A 21254-nucleotide genomic window follows, 5' to 3' on the forward strand; every position below is an offset into this window, starting at 1 on the left:
GCACCATGCTGGCGCTGATAGGCAATCGCTTGGTTGTAGCAGTACCGGCACGCCGCTTGCCACCGCTTCCAAACTTTAGCCAGCGCTGGCTCCGGATAAATCCGTATCTTTCTCGATTGCAGCCCGGTATTTTCTGAGTCCGTAGAGCCGACTGCTGAAGCAGTGCAGGATGGTGAGGATATCCTCAACCAGTTCCTGTTGGGGAGAAAGGTGATCGTCATCGAGAACCAAGATTTCGCACCCGTATTGACGGCAGTACCACTCAACGAACTCAAATCCAAACCGGCAGAGTCGATCCCGGTGAGCGACCACAATCGTTCCGACATCTCCCGCACGGACTCGTTCCAATAAGGCAAGGAACTTCGGTCTTTTGAAGTCGAGACCGCCGCCAACCTCTCCGACCACTTCGGCTCCAGGATAGAGGTTAACCAGTCTTGCAATCTGTCTCTCCAAGTCTGGTTTCTGCCCTCGACTGCTGACTCGGGCGTACAAAACAACTCGTTTATCCTTTCTGGGTGTTCTGACGTAACTGTCGAGGTCATACCTTCTCGCTCTACCAGATGGTGTGCGTATTGCCTTAATCCAGCCTTTCTGTTCCCACCGTCTGAGGGTGTGGAGACACACCCCAAAATAAGCTGCTGCTTCTCTCGGTTTTACATACCTAGCCATGCCAGGCAGCCATACTGAACATACTGTACATTATTTTCAGTATAGTCCAGCATATCATTGACTAGAGTCATGCTCCCACCCAGGGGATTCTTACGCAGCCCAAAATGGACTCGTAAAGGCGCTGTCAAGACGCCCCTAGACAGTCCTTTGAGGCATAACCTCAAAGTTCTGCTTACTTCGGACTGAAGTTCCTCCAGGTTAGTTATTGCCGCATCTATGGGTTGACGGTTGAGCTGATGGGGATCCCTGCTGTGTTGCTCCTAGACTGTTCTCCCTTAAGTCTTTCCTCGGCTGAGGCGCGGGAGAAATTGCTGTATTTGCTGGCCCAACTGGCCTACCGCGAGGGATCCTTTACCCTCACGTCTGGGCAGCAAAGCACTTACTACATCAACTGCAAGCCGGTTACCCTCCACCCCCAGGGAGCCTACCTGGTGGGATCCCTGCTGCATCGGCTACTGCCCCCTGAGACCGAGGCAGTTGCCGGCATGACCTTGGGGGCGGATCCCTTGGTCACAGCGGTGAGTTTGGCCTCTCTGCAGGCTGAGCCGGCCAACCTGGCGGCCCTGATTGTCCGCAAAGAGCCTAAGGGACATGGCACCCAGGCCTGGATCGAGGGGCCGGAGTTGCCGGCGGGCAGCCGGGTTTGGATCTTGGAGGATGTGGTGACCACCGGCGGCTCGGCTCTCAAGGCTGTCGAGCGGGTGCGGGCAGCGGGCTATCGGGCAGAAGGGATCCTGGCTTTGGTGGATCGACTGGAAGGGGCAGAGGCCCGTTACCGCGAAATGGGGATCCCCTTTCGCCGCCTGTTTACCCTTGAAGAGGTGCGTGCCTGCCATCAGAGTCTCCGCCAGGGCTTGGTGGGCTGGCCGGTTTTGGGAGGTGAGGGGGGTTCCCAAGCCTGCTCTTGAGAGGCTCCCCATCTCTCCTCCGCTGCAAGAGCTGGCCAAGCCAAAAAGGCCGTTGGCGCTTTTGACCTTTGGTCTTGGTTTTGTCGATTGGTAGCTGTCATTGGGCTGTAGAAGTGACAGGATAGGCGGTGAAATAGGGCGAAAAGGGTTTAGCCATGCGCATGGGCAGACTCAGTGGCATCCTCTTGCACCCCACCTCGCTACCGGGGCCATTTGGCATCGGCGATCTGGGGCCGGCTGCCTACCGGTTTGTGGATTTTCTGGTGGAAAGCGGCCAGCGCCTCTGGCAGGTGCTGCCCCTTGGCCCCACCGGCTGGGGCAACTCCCCCTACATGAGCTTTTCTGCCATTGCCGGCAACCCACTGCTGATTAGCCCGGAGCTGCTGGTGAAAGCCGGCTGGCTGGAACCCAACGGCTGGCAGGATCTGCCCCAATGGCCAGCCATCCAGGCGGGGAATGCTGAGCGGGTGGACTACGAAACCGTGATCCCCTTCAAGCTGGGCTTGTTGCGCCGCGCCTGGGCCACCTTCAAAGACAAGGCCACCGCCGCCGACTGGGAAGCCTTTCAAGCCTACTGTGCTGCCGAGGCCGATTGGCTGCCGGACTACGCCCTGTTCATGGCCCTCAAAGAGGTGTATGGCGACCAGGAATGGACCCAATGGGATCCAGCCTTGGCACAACGGGATCCCCTGGCTTTGCAAGAGGCCCGTGACCGCCATGCCGATGCCATCACCCGGCAGATGTTTTGGCAGTATCTATTTGCCCAACAGTGGGGATCCCTAAGAGAGTACGCCCACCGGCATCAAGTGCAGCTCATCGGGGACATACCCATCTATGTCGCCCCCAACAGCGCCGATGTGTGGGCCAACCGGGAGCTGTTTCACCTGGATGAACAAGGACGGCCCTTGCAGGTAGCCGGCGTGCCCCCCGACTATTTCAGCCCCACCGGGCAGCGCTGGGGCAACCCCCTCTACAACTGGGAGGTGCTCAAGGCCCGCGGCTACGACTGGTGGATCCGGCGCATCCAGGCCATTCTCAAGCAGGTGGATTGCGTCCGCATCGACCACTTCCGCGGCTTCGAGAGCTACTGGGCCATCCCCGGCGCTGCGGAAACAGCGGTAGAAGGCGAGTGGCAAAAAGGGCCGGGGGCCGACTTCTTTCAGGCGCTGGCCGACAAGCTGGGGAAAATCCCGGTGATCGCCGAAGATCTGGGAGACATTACGCCGGAGGTGTTGCAACTGCGGGATCAATTTGGCCTGCCCGGCATGAAGGTGCTGCTCTTTGCCTTTGGCTCGGGGCCCGATAACCCCTATCTGCCTCACAGCTACGAGCGCAACTTCGTCGTCTACACCGGCACCCACGACAACAACACCGTGGTGGGCTGGTTTCATGACCCAGAACGCCCGGAGTGGGAAAAGCAAAACCTGTTGCGCTACCTGGGCTGCCAGGGATCCGACGGCATCCACTGGGATCTGATTCGCCTGGCCCTGGCTTCCGTGGCCGACCTGGCCATCATTCCCCTGCAAGATGTGATGGGCCTGGGGGCAGAGGCGCGCATGAACTTCCCCGGCAGGGCCGAGAACAACTGGGCCTGGCGCTACCGCGAGGAGATGCTGCGGCAGGACATGATCCAGCGGCTGGCCGAGATGAGCGTCACCTACGGGCGCATCTCTCCTCAAGAGTTGGAACAACGGCGAGCAGCCCTAGCCCAAGAACGAGCGGCAGGATCTTCTCAAGCTGCCCCCGGCCTCGTCTAATGCTGGATCCCGCCCATCAGCAGCCCTAGCTGCTCTTCGGTGGCCTCTTCAGGCGTGAGTTCTCCCACCAGGTGGCCCTCATGGATCACCAAAATGCGATCCGACAAGCTGATCACCTCATTCAAATCCGCCGACACCAGCAGCACCCCCATGCCCTGATCCCGCGCCTGCAGGATGCGCCGATGAATGGCCTCGATGGCCCCCACATCCACCCCCCGCGTCGGCTGGGCAGCCACCGGCACCTTGGATCCACAGGAAAGCTCCCGTCCCACAACGATCTTCTGGGCATTGCCGCCAGAATAGCGGCGGGCCGTCAGGGAAATGCTGCGGGGGCGAACGTCGAAGCTCTCCACCAGCTGGCGGGCATGTTGGTCAATGGCCTCTTCCCAAAAAAATCCCAACCAGCCGGTATACGGCTTTTGATGGTGATCCCCCAGGATCAGGTTGTCGCGGGTGGGGAAATCCAGCACCAAACCTCTCACATTGCGATCTTCGGGGATATGACTCAGACCCCAGCAACGCACCTGTCGGGCCGAAGCAGACAGGGATCCGGCTCCATAGCGAATTTGGCCGCGGTAGCTTCTCAAGCCGGTGATCGCCTCCACCAATTCCGTTTGGCCGTTTCCCTCCACACCGGCAAGGCCCACAATCTCGCCGGCACGTACCTGGAAGCTCGCCCCCGCCACCGCCGGCTTCCGCCCCGGTATATCCACCCACAGATCTCGCACATCCAGCAACACCTCCCCAGGGGTAGCGGCCTTTTTTTCAACGGTCAGACTGACTTCCCGCCCCACCATCAGCCGCGCCAGTTCCTGGGCATCGGTTTGGGCAGTGGGCAACGTCGCCACCACCTTGCCATCCCGAATGACGGTGACGCGGTCGGCCAGTTGCATTACCTCCTTCAGCTTGTGGCTGATGAAAATGACAGCTCCCCCCCGCCGGGCAAAGCGGCGCAAAAACGCAAACAGCTCGCCTGCCTCCTGCGGAGTCAACACTGCCGTCGGCTCATCCAAAATCAAGATGCGGGCCTTGCGGTAGAGCATTTTCAAGATCTCCACCCGCTGCTGTAGGCCTACCGGCAGATCCTCCACTCTGGCGTCGGGATCCAGATGGAAGCCCATCTCGGCAATCAACTGAGCCACCTCAGCCCTGGCCCGACGGAAATCGACCTGAAAAAGATGGCCGGGTTCGGCCCCAAGAACCACGTTTTCCGTAACCGTCAAGGGATCCACCAACATAAAGTGTTGATGCACCATCCCAATTCCCAACCGAATGGCATCGGCGGGACTGTGAATTTTGGCCAGTTGCCCATCCACTTGAATGGATCCCTCGTCCGGGCTGACCAACCCATAGACGATCTTCATCAGGGTAGACTTGCCCGCCCCGTTCTCCCCCATCAGCGCCAGAATCTCTCCCCAACGCACCTCCAGATCGATGTGGTCGTTGGCCAACACCAGAGGATAACGCTTGGTGATCCCCTGTAAACGAAGGGCGATATCGCTGCGATGGGATCCCTCTGCCAAGGAAGGATCAGGCCCACTCATGAGGTGCTTCTTGAACGCCTCTTCCAGCATAGGTTGTGAACTACCATGCCAGAGGAAAGCATTTCTGGGGGTATTGTGAGAGTCTCTCTTTTTCTAAGCACTATGGTCATTTCGATTCAAACTGGGACACTGCACCCACACCTAAAACGTTGGTCACGTCGTTACGTCGTCGCATCGTCGCGTCAGCGTTGCGGTTCCCGTCAGGGTGCCGTAGGCATAGCAATAGCGCTGCGGAGCAATAATGCACGGGGCCAGAAGGCTTTTTTCAATAGTCCATGCGTCTTACCCTAGCCTGAAACAACTATGTCTAATAACTAATGGTGCAACATCCAAGGTCGCCCACAGGATTGGGAGCGATATTTTGGCGAGTTTGGATCAGAATTTGAGTGCTGTTCACGCTTGATCAGTTTGGGTTCTCTTCCTCCCTTTGAAATAGGCAAAGAGCTGGAAAGCTGAACCATGGGAACTGAAATGAGACGTTTCCCTTCCTGATTGCAAGAAGGACAATAGGCCGGATCTCGATATTGAGATAAGGGCCGCCATACCTCAAACTCCCCACAGGTTTGACACTTAAACTCATACAGCGGCATCTTCCTATTCCACCCCCTTGAACGAGGCATCGGATAACATTCACCTAGGGAGAATATCTATGTCGAAGATTTGCGTAGGAATAGCCACCGTACAGCAAGCATTGGGAATATCGACGATCCCACTCACTCTGCCCTCCACCGGTGCAGCACTGAGCAGCAGATAAGCTTGTTCTCCCGTAAAGCCGAATTTTTTCAGATATTCGATGGCATTTAAGCAGGCGCGTCGATAGGCAATGTGAACATCCATATAATGCTGCTTACCTGTAAACTCGTCCACAGAAATGCCTTCAAACACAAGGTATTCCGAGTAACGTGGCTCAACAGGGCCGGGCTTAAAAATGGGGTTAACCAATCCGTACTTCTCAACACCACCCTTGATTAGATCGACGTGGAGATCGATGTAGCCCGACATCTCAATAGCGCCACAAAAAGAGATCTCCCCATCCCCTTGCGAGAAGTGAATATCTCCCATCGACAGCTTGGCACCCTCCACGTAAACCGGGAAGTAGATCCGTGTTCCTTTAGACAGGTTTTTAATATCGCAATTACCGCCGTGCTCTCGCGGGGGCACCGTCCGAGCCGCTTCAGCAGCAACCCGCTCATACTCTGACTTGGGCAAAGTTCCCAAAATTGCGTTCTTGGGATTGGGCAAGGCGGCCAGCACAGGCTGATTGCCAGATAGCCCCGCGCCGTAAGTGCGCAAATCGGGAGCCGAAGCGACCAGCTCAGCTTCCCGCTTATTCCAAGCCGCCAGCAACTCGTGAGATGGGGCACAGCCAATGAGGCCGGGGTGAATGATGCCGGCAAAGCGCACATGGGGAATGTGTCTGGAAGTGGTGTAAATGCCTTGAAAATCCCAGATGGCTTTGGCCGCGTTGGGAAAATGATCGGTGAGGAATCCCCCTCCATTTTCTTTGGCAAAAATACCTGTAAACCCCCACTCGTCTCCCGGCAGTGGCCCAATGTCTAACAGATCGACAACCAGGATATCTCCAGGCTGGGCGCCGTTAACCCAAATAGGCCCACTCAAAACATGGACAACGCTTAGGTCAACCTGCTCAATGTCGGAAGGGTCATCGTTGTTTTTGATTTGCCCATCCGTCCAGTCTTTACACTCAATTCGGAATACCTCGCCAGGGTTTACAGAAACCACAGCGGGAATATCAGGATGCCAGCGGTTGTGACCCGGTAGATCCTGTTGATCCATTGGCTTAGTCAGGTCAACTTTAAACAGCGTTTTGGGCATGGGATCCTATCCTTGAGTCATCGCTCTGCGGTCAGACTTTGAATGCACAAAAGCCTATCTCCAATAGAGAAGCTAATACTGTAGCAAGAGCTACAATTCATAGTGCTGTTATCTACAATCGCAGAGCGGGAGATGAGGAGCTTAGGATGAATGGCCTCGATGGCCCCCACATCCACCCCCCGCGTCGGCTGGGCAGCCACCAGCACCTTGGATCCACAGGAAAGCTCCCGCCCCACAACGATCTTCTGGGCATTGCCGCCAGAATAGCGGCGGGCCGTCAACACGGCCGTCGGCTGGCTTTTCTTTAGAAAGGGACATTCAGGCCCTCTCTTGAGCTCCCCGGCATCTGGGATCCTCAAGTTCTGAAAACTCCACTGCCCTCCATTGCCGCAACCGGCTAGTTGAGCGCCTGCACCTGATCCAGGAAGTCTGCCACCGTCAGGGATCCCAGGTCTTGGCCGTGGCGCTGCCGCACGCTCACTGTGCCAGTTGCCTGCTCTTTTTCCCCCACAATCAGCATGAAGGGAACCTTGGCCTTCTCGGCGTTGCGGATCTTTTTGGGCAGGCGGTCGCTGTCGGCATCGATGTGGACGCGGATCCCCTGTTCTCGCAACTGATCCCGCACCTGGGTGGCATAGCCCAGGTATTCGTCGGAAACGGGCAAGATGCGCACCTGTTCCGGCGCCAGCCAGAAGGGAAAATCCCCCGCGTATTCCTCGATGAGGATGCCGATGAGCCGCTCCAGCGAACCAAAGGGAGCGCGGTGGATCATTACCGGCCGCTGCCGGGATCCGTCCTCGGCCACATAGTACAAGTCAAAGCGCTGCGGGTTTTGGTAGTCTACCTGCACCGTGCCCAACTGCCACTCCCGATCCAGCGCGTCGCGGAAGATAAAGTCCAGCTTCGGCCCGTAGAAAGCCGCCTCTCCGATCCCTTCAAAATGCGGCATTGAAAGCTTCTCCACCGCGCGGCGAATGGCATTCTCGGCCATATCCCACTCTTCCGGGGATCCCAGATATTTATCGGATTTGGGATCGCGGAAGCTGAGGCGGGCGCGAAAATCTTTGAGTTTGAGCTTGTCGAAAACCACCAGAATGAGATCGACAACCTTGAGAAACTCTTCTTCCAACTGATCGGGACGAACGAACAAGTGGGCGTCGTCCACCGTAAAGCCGCGAACGCGGGTCAAGCCCCCCAATTCCCCCGATTGTTCGTAGCGATAGACGGTGCCGAACTCGGCATAGCGCAGCGGCAAATCGCGGTAGGATCTCAGCTCTGATTTATAGATTTGGATGTGAAAAGGACAGTTCATCGGCTTCATGACAAAGCCCTGTTCAGCGGCGCGCGCCTCCTCGCTCTCGGCCATCATGGGAAACATGTCTTCCCGGTACTTCTGCCAGTGGCCGGAGATCTTGAACAGATCCACGCGGGCAATGTGGGGCGTCACCACCGGCAGATAGCCCCGCTTGAGCTGCTCCTGCTTGAGAAAATCCTCTAGCACCCAGCGCAGAGTAGTTCCTTTGGGGGTCCAAAGGGGCAGGCCCGGCCCCACTTCATCGGCAAATATAAATAGGCCCAGCTCCTTGCCCAGCTTACGGTGATCCCGCCGCTTGGCCTCTTCCAGCCGCCGCTTGTATTCCTTGAGCTCCTCCGGCGTCTCCCAGGCGGTGCCGTAGATGCGCTGGAGCTGCGGCTTGGTCTCGTCCCCCCGCCAATAGGCGCCGGCCACGCTGAGCAGGTCAAAAGCTTTGGGGTTGATCTCCTTCGTGTTTTCCACGTGGGGGCCGGCACAGAGATCCCACCACTCATCCCCCAGATGGTAGATGGTGATCGGCTCGCCTTCGGGAATGCTATCTAAAATCTCCAGCTTGTAAGGTTCGCCGAGGGCCTCGATGCGGCGCCTGGCCTCCTCCCGGCTCACCTCCTCGCGGATCACCGGCAAGCCTTTCTTGATGATCGCCTGCATCTCTTTTTTGATGCGCTCCAGATCTTCCGGCGTGAAGGGCTCGGGATGGTCAAAGTCGTAGTAAAAGCCATAGTCGGTCGTCGGGCCGATGGTTACCTGGGCCTTGGGAAACAGCCTTTGCACCGCCATCGCCAGGACGTGAGAGGTGGTGTGGCGGATGCGCTCCAGCTTGGGAGATTCGTGGGTACGCAGCAGCTTGAGGGGGCTGTTGGCCTGTTGAGGGGATGCGGCTGGTTGAGACATCGGAACCCGCTTGGCGACAAAAATGACTCTGCAGTGCTTTTATCTTAGTCTGAGGCCAGAACAGCCGGGATCCGCAACGGGGACAACTCTCTGTTTAAGAAAGACCGTCGCCTTTAAACCCACAGCTCGGCCAAGAAAAAGGGGGGAAAGCACACAGTATTCTAGAAGTGTCGCAAAGTGTCGCAACCTCTGAATTCATTCATGGTCTCTTCGCTCGCCAACCTTGCCGAACGCTCTGCCGCCGCCTCTGAACCGAAACCGGCCCCCCTTTCTGAGTCTGGAGTTGCTCCGGTCATAGCCGCCATCGATGTGGGCAGCAACTCCCTGCACATGGTGGTGGTGCGCATTAACCCCAATATCCCCAGCTTCACCATCATCTCCCGCGAAAAAGCCACCGTCCGGCTGGGGGAATTCTGCAGCCAGACGGGCGCCCTTACCCCTGCTGCCATGGAACGGGCCCGGACGGCTCTGGAGCGGTTTTGCCGCATTGCCGAGAGCTTTCAGGTGCAGGATATCGTTGCCGTGGCCACCAGCGCTGTGCGCGAGGCCCCCAATGGGCCGGAGTTCTTGAAGCGGATCGAGCAGGAGCTGGGCCTGCGCATCGAGCTGATCTCCGGCCAGGAGGAGGCCCGCCGCATCTACCTGGGGGTGCTCTCGGCCATGGAGTTCCACAATCGGCTGCACGCGGTGGTGGATATCGGCGGCGGCTCGACCGAGCTGATTCTGGGCAACGGCCAAGAGCCGGAGTTTCTACGCAGCATCAAGGTGGGGGCGGTGCGCCTGACCCAAGCTTTTTTGCACCACGATCCGCCCACCTCCGCCGAGCTGCAGGCGCTGCGGCAACATGTCCGCGGCATGCTGGAAGCTCCCATTGAGCAGATGCGGCGCATCGTCGAAGCCTCCCAACAGCCGGGATCCCTGACCTTGGTGGGCACCTCCGGCACCATCGAGTGCTTGGCCCAGTTGGATGCCCGCCGTCGGCTGGGCGCTGCCCCCACTCGCCTGCAGGGGTATGAGTTCAGCCTGGAAGCCCTGCGGGCCTATGTCAAAGAGCTGCGCTCCCTCACCGTGGCCGAACGGCAAAAGCTACCTGGCCTCGGGGAAAGGCGGGGAGAGATTATCCTAGCTGGGGCGGTCATTTTGGAGGCAGTGATGACCCTGCTGGGGGTGGAGCGGATCCAGTTTTGCGAACGGGCCCTGCGGGAAGGGCTGATCGTGGATTGGATGATCGGCCAGGGGCTCATTGAAGATCGGCTGCGCTACCACAGCTCGGTGCGGCGGCGCAGCATCCTCAAGCTGGCGGAAAAATACCAGGTGGAGCTCCCCTATGCCGAGCGGGTAGCGGAGTTTGCCCTCAGTCTTTTCGATCAGACCCGCGGCATCCTGCACTCCTGGGGCTCCCGCGAGCGAGCTCTTCTCTGGGCGGCCGCCATGCTGCACAACTGCGGCCACTTCATCAGCCATGCCGCCCACCACAAGCACTCCTACTACCTGATCCGCCACGGGGAGCTGTTGGGCTTCAACGAGGAAGAGATAGAGGTGATCGCCAACCTGGCCCGCTACCACCGCAAGTCGCCCCCCAAGAAGAAGCACGAGAACTTTCAACGCCTCAGCAACGAGCGGGATCGCCAAGTTGTCCTCGAGCTCAGCCCCCTGCTGCGCATAGCCTGTGCTCTGGATCGCCGCCGCCTGCAGGCCATCCAAGCTCTCCACTGCCGTTTTCAGCTTCTGGGAGAAGGCCCCCGCTGCATGGAGCTGATTTTGGATCCCAGGCACCCCAACGACGACTGTGCCCTGGAGCTGTGGAGCTTGAACGAGAAGAAAAAGGTCTTCGAGCAACAGTTCAAGCTGCAGGTGATTCCCAAATTATCCACCCAGATCCAGCGCAGCGCCGATCCCTTTGAGGCAGCCGTCTAGCCAAGGGGCGTATAGTCGTTTCAAACAAGACGAAGACACTTTGCCGCCGACCCCCTCTACCCTCACCCCCGGCCCCTCTCCCAAAGGGAGAGGGGAGTTGGGGATAGTGCTCCGCACGGCCGGCGCGTCCGCGACAGCGTTGCGTAGCAATAACGACGCAGAGAAACGTTTCATTGCCATTTGAGATGGCTGTAACTACCAAGCTGCCGGTGAACGCCAATAGCTGGGCAAGCGGATCGTATTCCTTTAGCTACCGTTTGCACCAGCGGGATAAAGTTCTCGCGAGGCTGCACGGCAAGTTTTGCTCAGGGAGCGATGGTAATGGGCGAGGGGCTGGTTTGGGTGGCTCTTTGGCCGCCCCGCTCCAGGATCACCTCAACGAGGCCGTTGTTGACCGGCTGCATGTTGAAGGGCAGTTGCTGCTGGGTTTCGTAGAGGCCGGGCGCCACCTCCCGCATCTCCACCTCCGGCGTCACCCCGACGATGCGAAAAGCTGCCCGCCCCCCCGGATCCCCTCGCATCGTAACTTTGAGGATCTCGCCCATGCGCAGGTTGGTGCTGTTGGTGGTGACATTGAAAATCCGGGGCAGCCCAGCAGCGACAGGTGCGGAGACCGGCTGGATGGTGGAGCGGGTTCCCTTAGATCCATCGATTGCAAAAGGGAAGATCTCCCGGTGTTCCTGGCTGAGGCCATCCTTAGTGAGCACAATTCGCAAAACGGGGTTGCTGGCTTGGTGGGTGGGGGCCACCACGTAGGTGCCCTCGTAGTGGTGGGGTCGCACCTCCCGCATCGGCTGGTTCAGGGCCAAATTCCCCAAATCAAACTGGGCGATCCCCCCCGAGTCCCCCCAGATGGCAATGGTGAGAATATCCCCTTCCACCAGGTCGCGCTGGGGATCCAAGCGAATCGCCTCAATACGCGGATAGCGGTTGCCGACTGGAGCCAGAGGAGCAGGCTCAGGGGTGGCCGGTTGTGGCAGAGGGGATGGGGGCGGAAACACCGATTCCACCGGCGGGGGAGCGACATTGCCCAGGGCCAGTTGAGGGAGCCGCCGCTGAACGCGGGTCTCCCGTCCGTTGAGGCTCAGTTGGATACGAATATCGGGACTGAGGGCGCTGTCCTGAGGGCCAAGGGTGTAAACGGCGCGGTAATAGCCGGGCTGCACCTCCTGCATGGGCAAGCCCTGCACCAAGCTGCCGATATCCACGGTGGCCCTGCCGTTGGGAGTGGCCTGGGCCTCAACAGTCAGAGTTCCCCCTGGCGGCACCACTCCCGACTCAGGGGTAATCCGCGTTTGCAAGATTTCGGGTTGGACAGTCTTGGCCACCGGAGCAGGAGAGGGACGCAACTGCGCCACCGGAGCTGGCAAAGGCGGAAGCTGACCGCGATACACCAGCGCCTGGTGCAACAGCACCGCCCCCTCGGCTCGGCTGAGCACCCGATTGGGCCGCAGCCGGGCCGGATCCGGCACATTCACCAATAGCCCTGCTTCCCCTGCCATCGCCACAAAAGCCCGCCCCACCTCCGGCACCTCGGCAGCATCGGTGTACAGAGCCATCCAGCGCTCAATATCGTCCTGGTTGGGAGCAGGCAATTGCAGGGCCCGCACCAAAATAGCCAGGGCTTCCAGGTGGGTGAGATCTCCTTGCGGGCGAAACTCGTTGCCCTCGTACAGGCGCATCGCTCCCGCCTGCAGCACCGCTTGGGCCGTCCAATAGTCGGGGGTATTGGGCTCGAGATCCCGAATCTCTTGTACCTGGTTGGGGTTGGGGACGTAGCCGAAAAACTCCGTTAGCCACTGGGCCAATTCCAGACGAGTCAAGGTCGCCGACAGCGGCTCCTGGGTGAGCACCAGGTCCGTCTGGCGCTCCAGCGCTGCCACGTAGGCATCGGCCCAGGCCAGCGAGGCTTGCTGCTCGACCCCTTGCGACCAGGCCGGCAAGCTGAGGCTTGACCAGCCTAGCGTCCAACATAGGCCCAAGGCTAGGGGCCACGAGCACCGCATAGCTGTTACTCCTGTTCCGTTGACATCCCCTCAGAGCCAGCTTATCTCAAAGTTCCGCCGTGTCCTCAAGCCCTCGATGTCAGTCGCGATTGCGCCCTTTGGCAGTGGGATCCCCTACCCCAGGCGTTCCGGCTCACGCTGCCCTAGAGTTGAACTCAGAGGCTGTTAGGAGATCTTACCTATGCAAGGATGGGGCCTCGCTTGGCGGCAAACAGCTTGAGCAATTGTCTTGTAACTTGTAGCTGTGCATGCAACTCCTTATCATTGTGTTATAGACTCAAAGAGCCCTTTTGCCCCTAGTGCAGGGAGGAGTTTCATGGCTGGCAACACTGGAGAGCGACCTTTTGTCGATATTATTACCAGCGTCCGCTACTGGGTTATTCATGCCCTGACCATTCCCGCTTTGTTTTTGGCGGGTTGGCTTTTTGTCAGCACCGGCTTGGCTTATGATATCTTTGGCACCCCGCGCCCCAATGAGTATTTCACCGCAGAGCGGCAGGAGTTACCGATTGTCAGCGACCGCTTCAACGCTCTTGAGCAACTGGAAAAGTTAACTCGCTAGGAAAGAGCAGGGCCAGGCTGGCAACTCTTTAGTTGTTGCGATTTGTAAATCTATTTTGCGTTCCAAGATGCAGGATCTGGACTATGGCGACCAAATCTGTTAACAAACCTGACGAGCCTGTTTTCTACCCCGTTTTTACTGTCCGTTGGTTGGCGGTGCATACTTTGGCGATTCCAACCGTTTTCTTTTTGGGAGCTATTGCCGCAATGCAGTTTATTCAACGGTGAACCCCATGGCTGATCAACCTGAGAAGAATCCCAACACCCAGCCGGTAGAGCTAAACCGCACCTCCCTATACTTGGGCTTGCTGCTGGTGTTTGTGGTGGGGCTGTTGTTTTCCAGCTACTTTCTCAACTGAGACTTCACTTGTCTCTGGTCTTAAGTTGAGAAAAAGCTGCAGGGATCAATGTAGGCTTACCTTAGCCAGCCCTTGGTTCTCTTTGCAGACTACGGGTGCAACTTTTTAGACCTATCTTTTTCTTCTGGAGGCCAGTTGCTATGACTAGTCAGGCAAGGATCCCTCTGTGGATAGTGGCTGTGGTTGTCGGTTTGGGTGTGGTCACGGTGGTTGGGCTTTTCTTCTATGGCTCCTATACCGGTCTTGGAGCGCCCGTGTAGTTTAGACAAGTAGAGGAGGGCGAGGGGCAGTAATCTAGACAGACCCCTCGCTCTGTTTCGTTTCGGGGTATGCGGGTCAGCTAGAAACCACGGGAGCTCCCCTGTACCCCCCTATATCCCCCCGCCCAGCCCCCCTGTATCCCCCCGTATACGGGGGGACTGGGGGGCCGGGGGCCGGGCCGGTCAGTGACGGGAGGAATGCGGTCTGTTGATGTATAGTTACAGCATGCCCCAAGTCTTGACTATCAAACTGTTCGCGCTAGGGGGACGGAGTCCTTAGGTATCGGAGTCGCAAGCCGCCAAGCTGGATGCGACTCTGGACGCCTTTGTGCAGGCCTTGAACTGGGTGAATGAGAACACACCAGAGAAGATAGTCAACGCCGTCAAGCTCCAATCTCTCTGCTAGCGCGAGATTCGTACCTGCTTTGGGCTATCCTGGCACAACAGGTATGCAGACGGGTGGCAGGGTCGCGTAAGGTTGCCCGGCAACAGAACTGTCCGGTCAAGGCCTTCAAGGCAGGCTTCGTGACCTACGATGCCCGCATCTTTTCCTTCCGCGAGAACGACTGGACGGTGTCGCTGACCACCGTAGAGGGTCGGGAACGCTTTGAGTTGGCCATTGGCAACTATCAACGAGGGATGCTGGCCGGCACCAATCCCAAATCGGCCACGTTGGTCAAACGCAAAGAGGGTTCTCACTACATCCAGATTGGCGTCGAGCCAGACACCCCCAAGGCGATGGGGGTGGACTTGGGGAGGAGAGATATTGCCCATACCTCAGAGGAGGACAACTGGAATGGACAGCCGTTGAACCAGGTCAGAGACCACTCCTCCCGGCTGCGGGCGTCACTTCAACGCAAAGCCAGTCAGGGCACAAGATCTAGTCGGCGCAGATGCCGCCAACTCTTGCAACGGCTGTCTGGTCAGGAGAGACGCTTGCAAACCTGGGTCAATCCCTGCATCTCCAAAGCGATTGTGTCGAGGGCGCAGGCCACCCACAGTTTTATTGCCCTGGAAGACCTGAGTGGCATTAGGGAGCGCACCAACCGACAGCCGCGCAGTTAAGATAGAGCGGCGGCGGTCGAATAGTTGGGCGTTCTATCAACTGAAGCAGTTTGTGCAGTACAAGGCGCTGCGGGCCGGGATCCAGGTTGGGGTGGTGCCGCCTGCCTACAGCTCGCAGACCTGCCACCCGTGCCTGTGGATTGGGCAACGGGAAGGGAAGCATTTTCGTTGTGTGAACTCGGTCTGTGGCTGGAAAGGGGATGCAGATTTTAACGGTGCCAACGTGATTGCATTATTGGGGGCTGCTGTAAACCAGCCCCCCTACCTCCCCCCGTATACGGGGGGTTGGGGAGCGGTCGGAGCCCGGTAGTTTACACATCTCCCGTGAAGGGGAAGGGTGGCTTTGACACTCCCACCCAGGGGATTCTTACGCAGCCCAAAGTGGACTCGCGAAGGCGCTGTCAAGACGCCTCTAGACAGTCCTTTGAGGCATAACCTCAAAGTTCTGCTTACTTCGGACTTAAGTTCCTCCAGGTTAGTTATTGCCACGCGGGTTTTGCACCGCAGTAGGTTGTTTTCCTGGAGAAGCTCTGTACTAATAACAAAGAAGCAACTAAAGTGGCTCAAGGGCTTTTCCGCCGCGTACTCAAGTACGGGGCTACCAAGCTATCCTCTTGTGTAAGAGCAACGTGGCTACAGAGAAACGTGTTGCACAGCAGTCAGATGTTCTCTTTCTTGAAACAGACAGCGGCGCGAGCTGCTCTGGTCAGCTTCGGCTCAATTTTGCTGGCCGAAATGGGCGATAAAACCCAGTTGGCCACCCTGCTCCTCAGCGCCCACTCGCAAAATCTTGGGGTGATCTTCTGCGGAGCTGCTGCTGCCCTAATCAGCACCAGCTTCATTGGGGTATGGGCGGGGGCTTGGGTAGCGCGAGTCATCCCCCCCCGCTGGATCAAAACCTCGGCAGGCGTGGGGTTCCTCCTGATCGGCCTATCTCTGCTCTGGGGATCCCTGCCCATAGCTGGCTGAGCAGAGGCCTTCAGGATGGCTCCGGCAAAGCATGTTACGATTAAGGACGCCTCGCACTCCACCTGAGTGCCTCACTTTATGCCGGACAACCGGTCAGGAAGACCAGCATGGCCAAAAAACGCAACCTGAAGCGGGAAAAAGCCGAGCGCAACCGCGAGTATGCCAAGCAGTTTCAGAAAAGTCGTGCTCGCAATAGCCGCCGCTTCCGTTCTGTTCCTCGGGATCAGGAGGCCAGCGCTGGCGAAGAACAGCAGCCGTGATGGCAAGTTCGTCGAGAGGCTCTGTTGACCAACACCCTGACCGGAGCTAGCCCAGCAAAGCTGCTATTGTAGGCAGGGGTGGGCTGGAGCGGATAGCCATGAAGTACCGACGTATTCTGCTGAAGCTGAGCGGTGAAGCCCTGATGGGGGAACGTCCCTACGGGATTGACCCCGAGGTCTTGCAGTCCATTGCCAGTGAAGTAGCCTCGGTGGTGCGGGCGGGCGTGCAGGTGGCGATCGTGGTGGGAGGGGGCAATATCTGGCGCGGGCGCAAGGAAGCGGCTGCCCAGGGGATGGATCAAGCTTCTGCTGACTACGTGGGGATGTTGGCCACCGTCATCAACGCCTTAACCTTGCAAGATGCCATCGAGCGGGCCGGGATCCCGACGCGGGTGCAGACGGCCATTGCCATGCAGGAGGTGGCAGAGCCTTACATTCGTCGCCGCGCCATTCGTCACCTGGAAAAAGGGCGGGTGGTGATCTTTGGGGCAGGCTCTGGAAATCCCTTCTTCACCACCGACACGACTGCGGCCTTGCGGGCGGCGGAGATCGATGCCGAGGTGATCTTCAAAGCCACCAAGGTGGACGGGGTTTATGACGCGGATCCCAAGACCCATCCTCAGGCCCGCCGCTACGATGTCCTCAGCTACCAGGATGTGCTTACCCGCGATCTGCGGGTGATGGACAGCACTGCCATCGCCCTCTGCAAAGAAAATCAACTACCCATCGTGGTTTTCGACTTGACCACTCCCGGCAACATCTACCGGGTGGTGCAAGGGGAGCCCATCGGCACTTGGATTGGACAAACAACTCCCAAGAGCAATGGGATCCCTGCCCGCCTGGCCCAGGAGAGCGGATCCTAAGTGGGATAGGCCGAGGCTACACTGGGGGTGGCCCTAACTGACCGGTGACGGCCTGAAGATCTCTTCTGGCCACGCTAACCTGGCCAGAGGATGTGCTGTCGCGATGTGGAGGGGAAGGCGATGACCGATCACCGCGATCCCGCCTCGCCCGAAGGCCTGATCGCCCAAAGTGCTCCGCCCCGCTGCCGCCAACGCTGGGGTCGCCGTCTAGTGCAAGGCTTAGCTTTCCTGGTGGCCTTGGCCGTTGGATTTGGCTACTGGCGCTGGCAGACCTGGCTTCAGCCGCTGGGTGGCCCAGAGCCAATCCAGGTGGTGATCCAGCCGGGCAGCAGCAGCCGTTTAATCGGGAAACAACTGCACCAAGCGGGGGTGATCCGCTCTGCCTTGGCCTGGGAGCTGTGGAGCCGCACCTTTGGACGCGACTGGCTGTTTCAGGCAGGTACCTACGCTTTGGATCCCAACCAAGACATGCTATCCGTAGCCCGACAACTGCGGCAGGGCCGGATTCTGCAGCGGCGGCTGACCATCCCGGAGGGCTGGCGGATCGAGCAGATGGCGGCGGCCTTGGCGGAGCGCAACTGGTTGGCAGCCGATGTTTTCATCGCCACGGCCCGCGTGATCCCTCCCCTCGATTGGCTGCCCCCCAGCTTGAACTCCCTGGAAGGCTACCTCTTCCCCGACACCTATCTTTTTCCTGTCGAACAGGTGGAGGGATCCCTGCCGGATCAGCAAAAAGCCGAGATTGTCATCAACGCCATGCTGCAGCGGTTTGCCGCCGTGGCCCTACGCCTGTTTCGCCAGCACACTACTTCCCTCTCCTTGCATGAGTGGGTTACCTTGGCCAGCATTGTGGAGCGGGAGGCCGCCGTGCCGGAGGAGCGTGCCTTAATCGCGGGCGTCTTTTTGAACCGGCTCAAAAAGGGAATGCCCTTGGGAGCCGATCCGACGGTGGAATATGCCCTGAACATCCAGCAGACGCCAGATCGCCGCCTCACCCTTGCCGAGGTGCGTACCCCCTCCCCCTACAACACCTACCTCACCCCCGGCTTGCCCCCTGGCCCCATCGCCAGTCCGGGCTTGGCCAGCCTCAAAGCCGTTTTGGAGCCTGAGGAGACCGATTACCTCTACTTTGTGGCCCGCTACGACGGCACCCATGTTTTCAGCAAGACCCTAGCCGAGCACGAGGCAGCTCAACGGCAAATCCTCCGCGAGCGGCAGGGATCCCCGCCCACTTCGCAATGAGAAGGTCAGGAGCATTGGCAGTTGGTGGCTGAAAAGGTTCTCGATGGTACGCAAACCTTGGTTCAAGCTCCTGCAACCGGATGTGGTGGTGGCCGGCACTGTCTTGCGGCTGCGGGCAGAAGATCTGTTGGCCTGGCAGGTGAGGGGCGTCATCTTCGACGTGGACGACACGCTGGTGCCGATCCGCCAGGCTGAGGTGGATCCGGCTGTGGCCGCCTGGCTGGAGCAATTGCGCCCCCACTTTCAGATTTGGCTGGTGAGCAACAACCTCAACCGCAACCGCATTCGCCAAATCGGCGAGAGCTTGAACCTGCCTTCCATTCACGGCGCCGGCAAACCCTCGCGGCGCGCTCTGCGGCGGGCTGTGGCGCAAATGAACCTGCCGGTGGAGGCGGTGGCCATCGTGGGCGATCGCCTGTGGACGGATATCCTGGCGGGCAATCGGCTGGGCTTGGTTACCGTATTGGTCAACTCCCTCCTGCCCAAGACTCTGGAGAAGAGCCCTGCGGCCATCCTGGATCCCCGCGTTTGAGAGATTCTTTGGACAACCTCACCCCCGTCCCCTCTCCCAGAGGGAGAGGGGAGCTAGGAAATAACGTAACGAGCCGTTTCATTTTTGAAATGACTCTATAGGTTGTCAGGGGGTGGCGCATCCGCAAGTTGAAATCGAGAGACAGCTTGCAGAACTGACCCATCTGCCCAAGTTTTTTGTAGAGTGACGGCAGTGAGCCGGCTCCGGCATTGGGCCCGCCGGGTGGCGGTGTAAAGGCAGCGTCAAATTCAAAGGTTAAGCATGCAAACCATCCCTGTCGTCAAGTCCGCCATGCAACGGGTGAAGTCCATGATGCAGAAATCGCTGCGGTCTGTTCCCATCTCTCACCGTCCCAAGTCTCTGTTGATATCCCAGGGACGGAGTTTAATTAAGCTGAGCAGCCTGCTGGCCTTGCCCTTGCTGGTCTCGGCATGGCCCGCTTGGGCCTTGACCTTGGTAGCCCGTCCGGATCTACGCAGCCTCAAACGGGCACAAGTCATTCGGGTGGTCGATTACAACACCCTGGTTGTCCAGCTCGAAGGGGACTTGAATTTGCGGCTGGTGCAACTGATCGGGATTGCTCCTCTGCCGGCAGAGCTCAATCCTACGTGGACGAAGCTGCGCGGGCAAACCCCTCTGCCCATCTCCAATGCTGGTCAATACCTGCAGACGGCTTTGCTGGGGCGCGAGGTTTTCTTGGAGTTGGATCCCGCTCTGGCCCCCACCCCCACCCTGCCTGCCTACGTTTGGCGGGCCAATACCCTCATCAACCAGGAAATGCTGTTTTTGGGGCATGGCCTACTGTCGCCGCAAACCAATGGCCTCAAGTACGGCGTCATTCTCAAAGAGGCAGCCAATGCGGCAAGGCAACAGGGGCGCGGCTATTGGACGCCCTATGGCCCTCGCTAGAGGGAAGCCAAAGACAGGTCCAGAGCCGCCTGGCCCTTGGGGATGGCTCTCAACTTCAACAAACAGTTTCAACGGCTCTTCGGGAGAGGCGCTCCACCCCAGATCCCGTCCAAAAGGCGGGAGCGAGCCGTTCTCTCGAGATTGCTCACCTTTTGTATTTTCTTAGTATTTAGCCTGCTTATATATGATGATCTCAGGCGGGCTTTCGATCCTGGGCTGCCGAGTTCGCTGGGTTGGAAGGGATCCCGCTGGGTGATTTGGAGTTCCCTATGGCGGATGAACTGCCGTTTACCCTGGATCAGCTCCTCATCGTTCAGGCGATTGCGCAGCAGGGGAGTTTTCGGCGGGCTGCGGAGAGCCTGTTTGTCTCCCAGCCAGCGGTCAGCTTGCAGGTGCAGAACCTGGAGCGACAGTTGGGAGTGGTGTTGTTTGACCGCGGCGGGCGCAAGGTGGAGCTGACGGATGCGGGGCAGGTGTTGCTGCACTACAGCGAGCGCATCCTCAAGCTCTGCCGGGAAGCGGTTCAAGCTCTGGCCAATTTGCAAGAGATGGGAGGGGGGCACTTGGTTTTGGGGGCCAGCCAAACGGTGGGCACCTACGTCATGCCCTCTTTGATCGCGCAGTATCACCGCAGCTATCCCCAGATTTCGGTGCAGCTCTTGGTGCAATCCACACGGCGAATTGCCCAGAAGCTGGTGGAGGGTCGGCTGGATCTGGCCATTGTCGGCGGGGAGATCCCCTTTGACTTACAGCGGCATTTGAAGGTGATTGCTCTGGCGGAAGACGAATACGTGTTGGTCGGCGCCCCCAGCTGTGCCCTCGATGCTCCCGCCCTTGTGGATCTGTTGACTTTGCCCTTCATTACCCTGGATCCCCAGTCTTCCACGCGGCAGACCATCGACCGGGTGCTGAATCGCCACGGCATCAACCCGGGCCAGCTAAATGTACGGCTGGAACTCAGCTCGATTGAGGCAATCAAGAATGCCGTCCAGGCTGGCTTGGGGGTGGCTTTTTTGTCGATGGTGGCGGTGGGCTCCGACTTGGAGCAAGGGCGGCTGAAAAAGCTGGCGGTGGAAGGGCTGCAGATACGGCGCACCCTTTGGCTGGCGTTTAACCCGGAGCGCTATCAATCGCAGGCGGCCACCCGCTTTCGCGAGGGGCTGCTGAGCTGCCAAGACTGGCTGAAAACTCCCCCTCCCCACTTACAGTTGCTCGCTTGAGTGACATCCTCTCCCGCTAAGCCCTGACGGGCTGTAGACGGGAGCTTCCGAGAATCACTTCCCGGAGTTGCTGCTTCAACGGACTGGTAAACCAGGATCCTCCACAGCCAGAGAGCGGCAGTCCCACCGCCCCCCTACATCCCCCCGTATACGGGGGGACCTGAGTCC

Annotated in this window: 21 protein-coding genes and 1 pseudogene; 15 read left to right on the forward strand and 7 right to left on the reverse strand. The window is 58.8% G+C overall.

Annotated elements, in window-relative coordinates:
* Both SYN60AY4M2_RS14505 and SYN60AY4M2_RS09990 read right to left on the reverse strand, forming a co-directional pair.
* Nucleotides 1-122: helix-turn-helix domain-containing protein (locus tag SYN60AY4M2_RS14505; RefSeq protein WP_240527891.1), on the reverse strand; the 122-nt coding region annotated here is incomplete at its 3' end.
* Nucleotides 76-669, reverse strand: coding sequence for an IS607 family transposase (locus SYN60AY4M2_RS09990; RefSeq protein WP_099812832.1), 594 nt, complete (start codon nt 667-669; stop codon nt 76-78). The genes SYN60AY4M2_RS09990 and SYN60AY4M2_RS14505, both read right to left, overlap by 47 nt.
* Nucleotides 670-905: 236 nt before the next feature.
* On the opposite strand from SYN60AY4M2_RS09990, the gene pyrE reads away from it, so the two are divergent.
* Entirely contained in the window at nt 906-1577 is a 672-nt protein-coding gene (gene pyrE / locus SYN60AY4M2_RS09995) for an orotate phosphoribosyltransferase (protein ID WP_099813326.1), read from the forward strand.
* 155 nt (nt 1578-1732) lie between these two features.
* Nucleotides 1733-3334, forward strand: coding sequence for a 4-alpha-glucanotransferase (gene malQ, locus SYN60AY4M2_RS10000; RefSeq protein ID WP_099812833.1), 1602 nt, complete (start codon nt 1733-1735; stop codon nt 3332-3334).
* Here the strand turns inward: malQ and SYN60AY4M2_RS10005 are convergent.
* The 4 genes from SYN60AY4M2_RS10005 to thrS all read right to left on the reverse strand — a co-directional run bounded on the left by SYN60AY4M2_RS10005 (nt 3331) and on the right by thrS (nt 8923).
* Entirely contained in the window at nt 3331-4878 is a 1548-nt protein-coding gene (locus SYN60AY4M2_RS10005) for an ABC transporter ATP-binding protein (protein ID WP_099813327.1), read from the reverse strand. The genes malQ and SYN60AY4M2_RS10005 overlap by 4 nt on opposite strands.
* A 630-nt stretch (nt 4879-5508) precedes the next feature.
* The gene (gene fmdA, locus SYN60AY4M2_RS10015; RefSeq protein WP_099812834.1) at nt 5509-6714 is read right to left on the reverse strand and encodes a formamidase; all 1206 of its coding nucleotides are present in this window, start codon (nt 6712-6714) and stop codon (nt 5509-5511) included.
* Nucleotides 6715-6731: 17 nt separating this feature from the next.
* Nucleotides 6732-6998, reverse strand: a complete 267-nt coding sequence (locus tag SYN60AY4M2_RS14510; RefSeq protein WP_240527819.1) for a hypothetical protein — start codon at nt 6996-6998, stop codon at nt 6732-6734.
* Nucleotides 6999-7111: 113 nt separating this feature from the next.
* Nucleotides 7112-8923: a threonine--tRNA ligase gene (gene thrS / locus SYN60AY4M2_RS10025; protein ID WP_099812835.1), complete on the reverse strand. Its 1812-nt coding sequence runs from the start codon at nt 8921-8923 to the stop codon at nt 7112-7114.
* 201 nt (nt 8924-9124) lie between these two features.
* Between thrS and SYN60AY4M2_RS10030 the strand changes: the two genes are divergently transcribed.
* Nucleotides 9125-10840: a Ppx/GppA phosphatase family protein gene (locus SYN60AY4M2_RS10030; protein WP_240527820.1), complete on the forward strand. Its 1716-nt coding sequence runs from the start codon at nt 9125-9127 to the stop codon at nt 10838-10840.
* Nucleotides 10841-11145: 305 nt separating this feature from the next.
* Here SYN60AY4M2_RS10030 and SYN60AY4M2_RS10035 read toward each other — a convergent pair whose 3' ends face one another.
* Nucleotides 11146-12846, reverse strand: coding sequence for an S-layer homology domain-containing protein (locus SYN60AY4M2_RS10035; protein ID WP_099812837.1), 1701 nt, complete (start codon nt 12844-12846; stop codon nt 11146-11148).
* 316 nt (nt 12847-13162) lie between these two features.
* Here SYN60AY4M2_RS10035 and psbE point away from each other — a divergent pair, with 316 nt between their 5' ends.
* From psbE to SYN60AY4M2_RS10090, 12 genes and pseudogenes are all read left to right on the forward strand, one after another.
* Nucleotides 13163-13408, forward strand: coding sequence for a cytochrome b559 subunit alpha (psbE, locus tag SYN60AY4M2_RS10040; protein ID WP_011431225.1), 246 nt, complete (start codon nt 13163-13165; stop codon nt 13406-13408).
* An 83-nt stretch (nt 13409-13491) separates the two neighbouring features.
* A complete protein-coding gene (gene psbF / locus SYN60AY4M2_RS10045; protein ID WP_011431224.1) occupies nt 13492-13635 on the forward strand; it encodes a cytochrome b559 subunit beta in 144 nt (47 codons plus the stop codon).
* A 5-nt stretch (nt 13636-13640) separates the two neighbouring features.
* Complete coding sequence (locus SYN60AY4M2_RS10050; protein ID WP_011431223.1) at nt 13641-13766, forward strand: photosystem II reaction center protein L; 126 nt, start codon at nt 13641-13643, stop codon at nt 13764-13766.
* A gap of 140 nt (nt 13767-13906) precedes the next feature.
* Nucleotides 13907-14026, forward strand: coding sequence for a photosystem II reaction center protein J (locus SYN60AY4M2_RS10055; RefSeq protein WP_011431222.1), 120 nt, complete (start codon nt 13907-13909; stop codon nt 14024-14026).
* A gap of 304 nt (nt 14027-14330) precedes the next feature.
* Nucleotides 14331-15401, forward strand: a pseudogene (locus SYN60AY4M2_RS10060) (transposase).
* A gap of 353 nt (nt 15402-15754) precedes the next feature.
* Nucleotides 15755-16060: a TMEM165/GDT1 family protein gene (locus tag SYN60AY4M2_RS10065; RefSeq protein WP_099812838.1), complete on the forward strand. Its 306-nt coding sequence runs from the start codon at nt 15755-15757 to the stop codon at nt 16058-16060.
* Nucleotides 16061-16167: 107 nt separating this feature from the next.
* On the forward strand, nt 16168-16320 hold the full coding sequence (locus SYN60AY4M2_RS14110; RefSeq protein ID WP_011431218.1) for a hypothetical protein: 153 nt from the start codon (nt 16168-16170) through the stop codon (nt 16318-16320).
* Between the two features lie 98 nt (nt 16321-16418).
* Nucleotides 16419-17183: a UMP kinase gene (gene pyrH / locus SYN60AY4M2_RS10070; RefSeq protein WP_011431217.1), complete on the forward strand. Its 765-nt coding sequence runs from the start codon at nt 16419-16421 to the stop codon at nt 17181-17183.
* A gap of 120 nt (nt 17184-17303) precedes the next feature.
* Nucleotides 17304-18425: an endolytic transglycosylase MltG gene (mltG, locus tag SYN60AY4M2_RS10075; protein ID WP_099812840.1), complete on the forward strand. Its 1122-nt coding sequence runs from the start codon at nt 17304-17306 to the stop codon at nt 18423-18425.
* A gap of 43 nt (nt 18426-18468) precedes the next feature.
* Complete coding sequence (locus SYN60AY4M2_RS10080) at nt 18469-18957, forward strand: YqeG family HAD IIIA-type phosphatase (RefSeq protein WP_011431215.1); 489 nt, start codon at nt 18469-18471, stop codon at nt 18955-18957.
* A gap of 261 nt (nt 18958-19218) precedes the next feature.
* Nucleotides 19219-19866, forward strand: a complete 648-nt coding sequence (locus SYN60AY4M2_RS10085) for a hypothetical protein (protein ID WP_011431214.1) — start codon at nt 19219-19221, stop codon at nt 19864-19866.
* A 269-nt stretch (nt 19867-20135) separates the two neighbouring features.
* Complete coding sequence (locus SYN60AY4M2_RS10090) at nt 20136-21086, forward strand: LysR substrate-binding domain-containing protein (protein ID WP_011431213.1); 951 nt, start codon at nt 20136-20138, stop codon at nt 21084-21086.
* Nucleotides 21087-21254 lie beyond the last annotated feature (168 nt).

Origin of the sequence: Synechococcus sp. 60AY4M2, assembly GCF_002760375.1 — a bacterium.
Classification (GTDB): domain Bacteria; phylum Cyanobacteriota; class Cyanobacteriia; order Thermostichales; family Thermostichaceae; genus Thermostichus.

Bases quoted from the DNA above. Each gene is read 5' to 3' on its own strand.
- SYN60AY4M2_RS09990 (WP_099812832.1), bottom strand. From the start codon at position 669: ATGGCTAGGTATGTAAAACCGAGAGAAGCAGCAGCTTATTTTGGGGTG.
- pyrE (WP_099813326.1), top strand. From the start codon at position 906: ATGGGGATCCCTGCTGTGTTGCTCCTAGACTGTTCTCCCTTAAGTCTT.
- malQ (WP_099812833.1), top strand. From the start codon at position 1,733: ATGCGCATGGGCAGACTCAGTGGCATCCTCTTGCACCCCACCTCGCTA.
- SYN60AY4M2_RS10005 (WP_099813327.1), bottom strand. From the start codon at position 4,878: ATGAGTGGGCCTGATCCTTCCTTGGCAGAGGGATCCCATCGCAGCGAT.
- fmdA (WP_099812834.1), bottom strand. From the start codon at position 6,714: ATGCCCAAAACGCTGTTTAAAGTTGACCTGACTAAGCCAATGGATCAA.
- thrS (WP_099812835.1), bottom strand. From the start codon at position 8,923: ATGTCTCAACCAGCCGCATCCCCTCAACAGGCCAACAGCCCCCTCAAG.
- SYN60AY4M2_RS10030 (WP_240527820.1), top strand. From the start codon at position 9,125: ATGGTCTCTTCGCTCGCCAACCTTGCCGAACGCTCTGCCGCCGCCTCT.
- SYN60AY4M2_RS10035 (WP_099812837.1), bottom strand. From the start codon at position 12,846: ATGCGGTGCTCGTGGCCCCTAGCCTTGGGCCTATGTTGGACGCTAGGC.
- psbE (WP_011431225.1), top strand. From the start codon at position 13,163: ATGGCTGGCAACACTGGAGAGCGACCTTTTGTCGATATTATTACCAGC.
- psbF (WP_011431224.1), top strand. From the start codon at position 13,492: ATGGCGACCAAATCTGTTAACAAACCTGACGAGCCTGTTTTCTACCCC.
- SYN60AY4M2_RS10050 (WP_011431223.1), top strand. From the start codon at position 13,641: ATGGCTGATCAACCTGAGAAGAATCCCAACACCCAGCCGGTAGAGCTA.
- SYN60AY4M2_RS10055 (WP_011431222.1), top strand. From the start codon at position 13,907: ATGACTAGTCAGGCAAGGATCCCTCTGTGGATAGTGGCTGTGGTTGTC.
- SYN60AY4M2_RS10065 (WP_099812838.1), top strand. From the start codon at position 15,755: ATGTTCTCTTTCTTGAAACAGACAGCGGCGCGAGCTGCTCTGGTCAGC.
- SYN60AY4M2_RS14110 (WP_011431218.1), top strand. From the start codon at position 16,168: ATGGCCAAAAAACGCAACCTGAAGCGGGAAAAAGCCGAGCGCAACCGC.
- pyrH (WP_011431217.1), top strand. From the start codon at position 16,419: ATGAAGTACCGACGTATTCTGCTGAAGCTGAGCGGTGAAGCCCTGATG.
- mltG (WP_099812840.1), top strand. From the start codon at position 17,304: ATGACCGATCACCGCGATCCCGCCTCGCCCGAAGGCCTGATCGCCCAA.
- SYN60AY4M2_RS10080 (WP_011431215.1), top strand. From the start codon at position 18,469: ATGGTACGCAAACCTTGGTTCAAGCTCCTGCAACCGGATGTGGTGGTG.
- SYN60AY4M2_RS10085 (WP_011431214.1), top strand. From the start codon at position 19,219: ATGCAAACCATCCCTGTCGTCAAGTCCGCCATGCAACGGGTGAAGTCC.
- SYN60AY4M2_RS10090 (WP_011431213.1), top strand. From the start codon at position 20,136: ATGGCGGATGAACTGCCGTTTACCCTGGATCAGCTCCTCATCGTTCAG.